Raw genomic sequence first — 5,249 nt, 5'->3', positions numbered from 1 at the left:
AGGAGAAGCACTACGCCGAGCGAGTACCGGCCAAACGAACGAACCTGAAACCCCGTCAACCCGCCCTGACCAGCTGATCAGCACCTCCCGCACGACGACGGGGGAACCTCAGCTTGGCCAATGGTGGTGATGTGGCTAGTTATGGAGCGTCTCCGGTCGGTGCCGCTGTGCTGGTGTGCGGGGTGGTCGGGCAGGGTGGGGGACTCCAGGCGATGAGGGCCGCAGCGGCGGCCGCGCGGGCCTCGCGTACGTCGTCCGGGCCGGCTGCGGGGTCTTCTTCGATACCGGCGAGCCAGGTGCAGACGTCGATGGGGTGCCAGGATTTCATGTCTGCGGGGATGGTGAACGGCATCCTCGGAGTCCTTCATCTGGTACGGGCCGGTTCTGGGATGCGGGGTGCTGGGTACAGGAGGGCGCCGGGTGAAGAGGAGGGAGACCCCCGGCGGGGCACGGGCCACCGCGGGCCGGTCCGGCGGTCTGGTACGGCCCCGGACCGCCAGCTCGCGGCCGTGCACAGCATCCACCCTACGGATCCAGGTGCCCGCGCTGCCTGTCACAGGAGCCCGGAACCGCTCGGGCTCCCACCGGACCGTCGGGGCTGGACCGGCCCACACCGCGAGCATGCCCGCTGCCCTGGCCGGGGAGACGGCGCACGAGGCGGCGCCCGGAGGCACCCCGGGGGCGTGCGCCAAGGGCGCCAGGAACCCGGTGAACAGGCTGCCCCAGGTATGGAAGGGTTGAGGCGCGGGCTGCAGAAGCGGCCGGAATCGCGGTCCCGGAGCATGGTTCGGGACCAATGTGGACGGGCAGGCACTCCACGCAGGGGCCCCGGCGATCGGAATCGTGTGGGTGCGCCCGCGAACAACGCCCTCTGATTTCCCAGTCGGCCGGTTCCAGGCCGGGGTGTTCTCCGAACATTCCCCCCGGATGGTAGACATCACGGACACTGGTTCTTGTGGATCCAGAGGAAGAGATGGCGCTGATGGGGCGCAAGCCGTTCACGGAGGAGTTCCGGGCTGACGCGATAGCCCTGTACCGGTCCGATCCGAAGCTCACGTATTCGCAGGTGGCGAGGGATCTTGGGATCCATGCCGAGACGCTGCGGCAGTGGGTGAAGGCGGCCGGAGCAGCTCCGGGGCCGGACGGGCGGATGCCCCCGGCATCCGGGCCGGGACAGGCCGGCGGGAGTACGGCTGAGGAACGCATCGCGCGGCTGGAGGCCGAGATGGCGGCGCTGCGGCAGGAGAATGTCGGCCTGCGCCAGGACCGAGGTCCTGGCGCAGGAGCGGGACATCCTGCGGAAGGCGACGAAGTATTTCGCGTCGGGGACGAGCTGGTGGGCAGCCGCTTTCAGTTCGTCGAGGATCACCAGGAAGACCATGAGGTCACGCGGCTGTGCTCCTTGCTCGGCGTCGTCCGCTCGAGCTTCTGCAAGTGGCGGGCCGGCGCCGAGGCCCGCGCCCGGCGCGAGCACGCGGACGCCGTGCCGGCCAGGCGGATCAAGAAGATCCACGCGGCGTCCGGTGCCGCCTGCGGCTCGCCGCGGATCACCGCCGAGCTGAACGCGGACGCGAGGGCGGGCGAGCGGGTGAACGAGAAGCGGGTCGCCCGCGTCATGCGCAAGTTCAACATCGTCGGCACCCACCTGCGCAAGAAGGTCACCACGACCGTCCCTGAGCCCTCCGCGACGCCGGTGCCCGACCTGTTCAAGCGGGACTTCACCGCGCCCGCGCCGAGCCTGAAGTACATGGGCGATGTTACGTATCTCCCTGTCGGCGACGGCGAGCACCTCTACTTCGCCACGGTCATCGACTGCTTCTCCCGCCGCGTGGCGGGCTGGTCGATCACCGACCACATGCGCACGGACCTGGTCGCCGACGGAGCGGTCTTCCACAGCGATCACGGAACCCAGCTTGGGCTCGATCGTTCGTCGCAACACCAGCTGTCTGGAGAGATAGTAGGTGCTCGTTGAGGGCCTCGGCGGGTGTCTTCCATCCGAGGGTCTTGCGGGGTCTGTTGTTGAGGGTGAAGGCGACGGCCTGGAGCTCGTCGGTGTCCCAGCGGGACAGGCCGGTGCCCTTGGGGAAGTACTGGCGCAGGAGACCGTTGGTGTTTTCGTTGGTGCCGCGCTGCCGGGGGCTGTGGGGGTCGGCGAAGTAAACCTGCAGCCCGCTGTCGATGCGGAGTTGGGCGTGCTGAGCCAGTTCCGTACCGCGATCCCGGGTCAGCGACCTGCGCAGCTGCTCGGGCAGTGTGGTGATGGTGGCGGTGATCGCGTCCTTCACGGCTTCGGCGCCCCGACCGGCCACGGCAGGCCCGTTCTTGGTGCGCGGTTCGGTGCCGAGGCCTTCCATCCGGGGCAGGTGCAGCAGCATCGTGAACCGGGTGCTGCGCTCCACCAGCGTGCCGATCGCGGACCGGCCGGTGCCGATGATGAGGTCGCCTTCCCAGTGGCCCGGGACGGCCCGGTCCTCGGCCTCGGCGGGCCGCTCGCTGATCAGCACATCGGCGGTCACATGCCCGCGGACGCTCTGCCCGGAGCGTTCGCGCGGGACGCGCAGTGACCGTCCGGTGCGCAGGCAGGCGACCAGCTCGCGCTTGAGCGCCCCGCGTCCCTGGACGTAGAGGGCCTGATAGACCGCTTGAGTTCTATCGGTGATTGCGAACGCCCCGGAAGGAGTGCGTTCGGATGCCGAAGTACGCCCCCAACAAGATGCCGACCGCAGTGAAGAAGCGGTACTTCGAGCTGCTGAGAGAGGGCTACAAGGGTGCGGCTGCCGCCCGGGTGGTCGGGGTCTCCGCCAGCTGCGGATCGAACTGGTTCATCGAAGCTGGAAGCATGATCGTCCCCGACACCGGCCCGATATCGCCGCGCTTCCTGACCCAAGACGACCGCATCGCCATCGCCGACGGGCTCCATGCCAAGCAGACAGTGAAGGAGATCGCCGCGTCGATCGGGAAGAGCTTTCAGACCGTCTACCGCGAGATCAAGCGCAATGCGAAGCCGGACGGCAGCTACCACCCCTGGTGGGCCCACAACCAGACTCTGCTGCGGCGCCGACGCCCGGAAGAGGAGAAGATCCGCGGCAGCGAGCCGCTGCGGACGCTGGTGCGCGAGAAGCTCACCGAGAAGTGGTCGCCGCAACAGATCGCGCGGTATCTGGCCCGCGAGCACGCGCACGACCCGGGCATGCGGGCCTGTCCGGAGACGATCTACCGGGCCCTGTTCGCCGGCCTCCTCGGCCGCCGTGAGGCCAAGCTCCGCGCCGGCCGCACCCGCCGCAGGAAGCAGCGTCGCGGTGTCCCCACCCTCAACAAGATCAAGAACATGACGCTCATCCACGAGCGCCCCGTCGAGATCAACGACCGTACGGCTCCCGGGCATTGGGAGGGAGACCTGATCATCGGCCGCGGCCAGGGATCCGCGATCGGCACCCTTGTCGAGCGGGCGACCCGCTACGTTCACCTGATCCATCTGCCGCACGGTTGGAAGGCCCCACAGGTCCGCAACGCGCTCATCACGCAGACCGCACATATTCCGCCCCAACTGCGGCGGACGCTCACCTGGGACCAGGGCCGCGAGCTGACCCTGCACGAGGACATCGAGGCGCTGACCGGGTTCCGGATCTACTTCTGTGACCCACACTCGCCCTGGCAGCGCGGTACGAACGAGAACATGAACGGCCTGCTGCGGCAGTACTTCCCGAAGGGAACCGACCTGTCCGCCCACACCGCACGAGACCTCCGCGCAGTCACCCGTCAGCTCAACCGGCGCCCCCGACTCATCCTCGGCGACAGGACCCCAGCCGAGGCCATGCGAGAATGCCTCACAGGCCCATTGACCAGGTGATTCGCAATCACTGATGGAATCCGCCCCGCCTCCGGGGAGATGCGCATGGAGTCATCATCGGGGAAGTCCGCCTTCAGCCGCTGCGATATCTGCTCCGGGCTCCATGCAGTGGCCCACAGGCGGTCCTGCCGCCTCGGCTTGTTCCGGCCCTTCCACGGAGCCACCCGCGGCCCCTCAACGGTGCGGCCGTCCGCGGCGTGGACGAGGGTTCCGGCCGGCCGGTCCCGCACGTGGTCGCGCAGACGCGGGCTGGCCACCAGCTTCGCGGTCCTCGGCCGCCGCGCACGCCGCTCGGCATGCCACTGCGCCAGCGAGGCCCGGTACTCCAAGGGGCAGCTCCGGGTGGAGGCATTGCGCCTCAGCTCCCGCGAGACCGTCGAGGGCGAACGCCCCGGACGCCGCGCGATCGCACGGACGCCGAGGTCCCGGGCACGCAGCAGAGCGATCTCCTCCCGCCAGGCCACGCCCGGCCGGCCCGGCGACGGCATCTGCCCGCGATACTCCCGCGCCACCCGCTGCCGATTCCCCACACCCATCCGCAAACCTCCAGCTCACAGAGGTGTTGCCACGATCAGTTGAATCCGCCCAGTACACATCGAAGGAATTCGCTGATCTGCGCGGTGAGTTGGGCGTGAAGCAGCCCACGGGGGCCGTCGGGACGAGCGCAGCTCTGCCCGATCGACTACGAACGCGAGCACGCAATCACGTCCGATAACCTGGAACTCACCGCATAAGCACACAAACCGGTGTCTACCATCCCGGGGAAGCCCCATATATAACACGCACCGGGATCGAAGCGGCCTTCGGACAAGGACTCCGACGCTCCGGACTGCGACGGACCCGCTACCGGGGACTGGACAAGACGCGCTTCCAGCACGTACTGACCGCCGCCGCCCTGAACCTTCTCCGCACCGACGCCTGGCTCCCCGAAACGCCCCTCGCCAAGACCAGGACCTCACGCTTCCGCCGCCTCCAACCTCAATAGGCATCACCGAATTCGCCAACCGTGTCCCCGGCGGGACACCATCCTGACCTGCCCACCGAACTCACCGCATGGCCTCAAAACAAGATCACCGAGTGGCCGTCGATACACCACCCCCGCGGACGTCATTACAGATGAACGTCCACAGTGTAAGGTAGATGCATGTCTACGTACTCGATCGTCGAAGCACGGGCCAAGATCGGCGAACTCGCACGCCGTGCCGCCGCCCAGCACGAGCGCATCACCCTCACTGACCGCGGAGTTCCCGTCGGTGCCTCACTGATCGCCGACAGCGACCTGGAAGACCTCGAAGACGCACTCGCTATCGCCCGGTACGAGCTCCAAAAGGAACGCGGCACCCTGCGCCTGCTCCCCCACGACCAGGCCATGCGCATCCTTGACGGCGAAGAAGAGATG

General features: G+C 68.2%; 4 protein-coding genes and 2 pseudogenes. 4 read left to right on the top strand and 2 right to left on the bottom strand.

Annotated features, from left to right (window positions below; genetic code table 11):
* Window positions 1–973: 973 nt before the first annotated feature.
* Window positions 974–1,972, top strand: a complete 999-nt coding sequence (locus IG74_RS48565) for an IS3 family transposase (protein ID WP_051856700.1) — start codon at window positions 974–976, stop codon at window positions 1,970–1,972.
* Here the strand turns inward: IG74_RS48565 and IG74_RS50535 are convergent.
* A pseudogene (locus IG74_RS50535) lies at window positions 1,929–2,645 on the bottom strand (IS30 family transposase); the annotation flags it as partial. The gene IG74_RS48565 and the pseudogene IG74_RS50535 overlap by 44 nt on opposite strands.
* Window positions 2,646–2,689: 44 nt before the next feature.
* On the opposite strand from IG74_RS50535, the gene IG74_RS0143895 reads away from it, so the two are divergent.
* Window positions 2,690–3,850, top strand: a complete 1,161-nt coding sequence (locus IG74_RS0143895; protein ID WP_030689260.1) for an IS30 family transposase — start codon at window positions 2,690–2,692, stop codon at window positions 3,848–3,850.
* Between the two features lie 26 nt (window positions 3,851–3,876).
* Here the strand turns inward: IG74_RS0143895 and IG74_RS50530 are convergent.
* Window positions 3,877–4,386 (bottom strand): annotated as a pseudogene (locus IG74_RS50530) (transposase); the annotation flags it as partial.
* Between the two features lie 194 nt (window positions 4,387–4,580).
* Between IG74_RS50530 and IG74_RS50525 the strand changes: the two are divergent.
* Complete coding sequence (locus tag IG74_RS50525) at window positions 4,581–4,835, top strand: transposase (protein ID WP_078869625.1); 255 nt, start codon at window positions 4,581–4,583, stop codon at window positions 4,833–4,835.
* A 159-nt stretch (window positions 4,836–4,994) separates the two neighbouring features.
* Window positions 4,995–5,249, top strand: a 255-nt coding sequence (locus tag IG74_RS0143890; protein ID WP_063761361.1) for a type II toxin-antitoxin system prevent-host-death family antitoxin, incomplete at its 3' end; no start/stop codon positions are given.

The organism is Streptomyces sp. NRRL B-1347 (genome assembly GCF_000720325.1).
Taxonomy (GTDB): Bacteria; Actinomycetota; Actinomycetes; order Streptomycetales; family Streptomycetaceae; genus Streptomyces.
Note: the sequence above shows the minus strand (reverse complement) of the source record. Positions and strands in the feature narration are given on the sequence as shown.